Raw genomic sequence first — 313 nt, 5'->3', positions numbered from 1 at the left:
CTCCCCTGGTGGCTCGTCGCCGTGGGCGCGGGCGCCTTCACCGGATGGCTGGTCCGTGTCGCGACGACCTTCGAGATCGGCCTCGTCGTCGCCGTGGTCACGGCTGCGGCCGCCGTGACGGTCGTCGCCGCCTACGGAGCCGCGACCGTGCAGGCGTCGGACGAGGGCCTTCGCGCGGGCCGCGCCTGGCTCGACCGTGCGCACCTGGGGACGGTCGAGCCGCTCGACGCTGAGGGCTGGTCACGGGCCTTCGGCGAGGACGGCGACCTCCGAGCGTTCACCTTCACCCGCCCGTACATCCGGACCGGCGTCC

At 74.8% G+C, this 313-nt stretch carries 1 protein-coding gene; it reads left to right on the top strand.

Annotated features, from left to right (window positions below):
- Positions 1 to 313 (top strand): DUF3093 family protein (locus D9V41_RS17225; RefSeq protein ID WP_121795648.1); only part of this gene is annotated, 313 nt, incomplete at both ends.

The organism is Aeromicrobium phragmitis, from assembly GCF_003674095.1.
GTDB lineage: Bacteria > Actinomycetota > Actinomycetes > Propionibacteriales > Nocardioidaceae > Aeromicrobium > Aeromicrobium phragmitis.
This window is presented reverse-complemented; position numbering and strand designations above follow the sequence as displayed.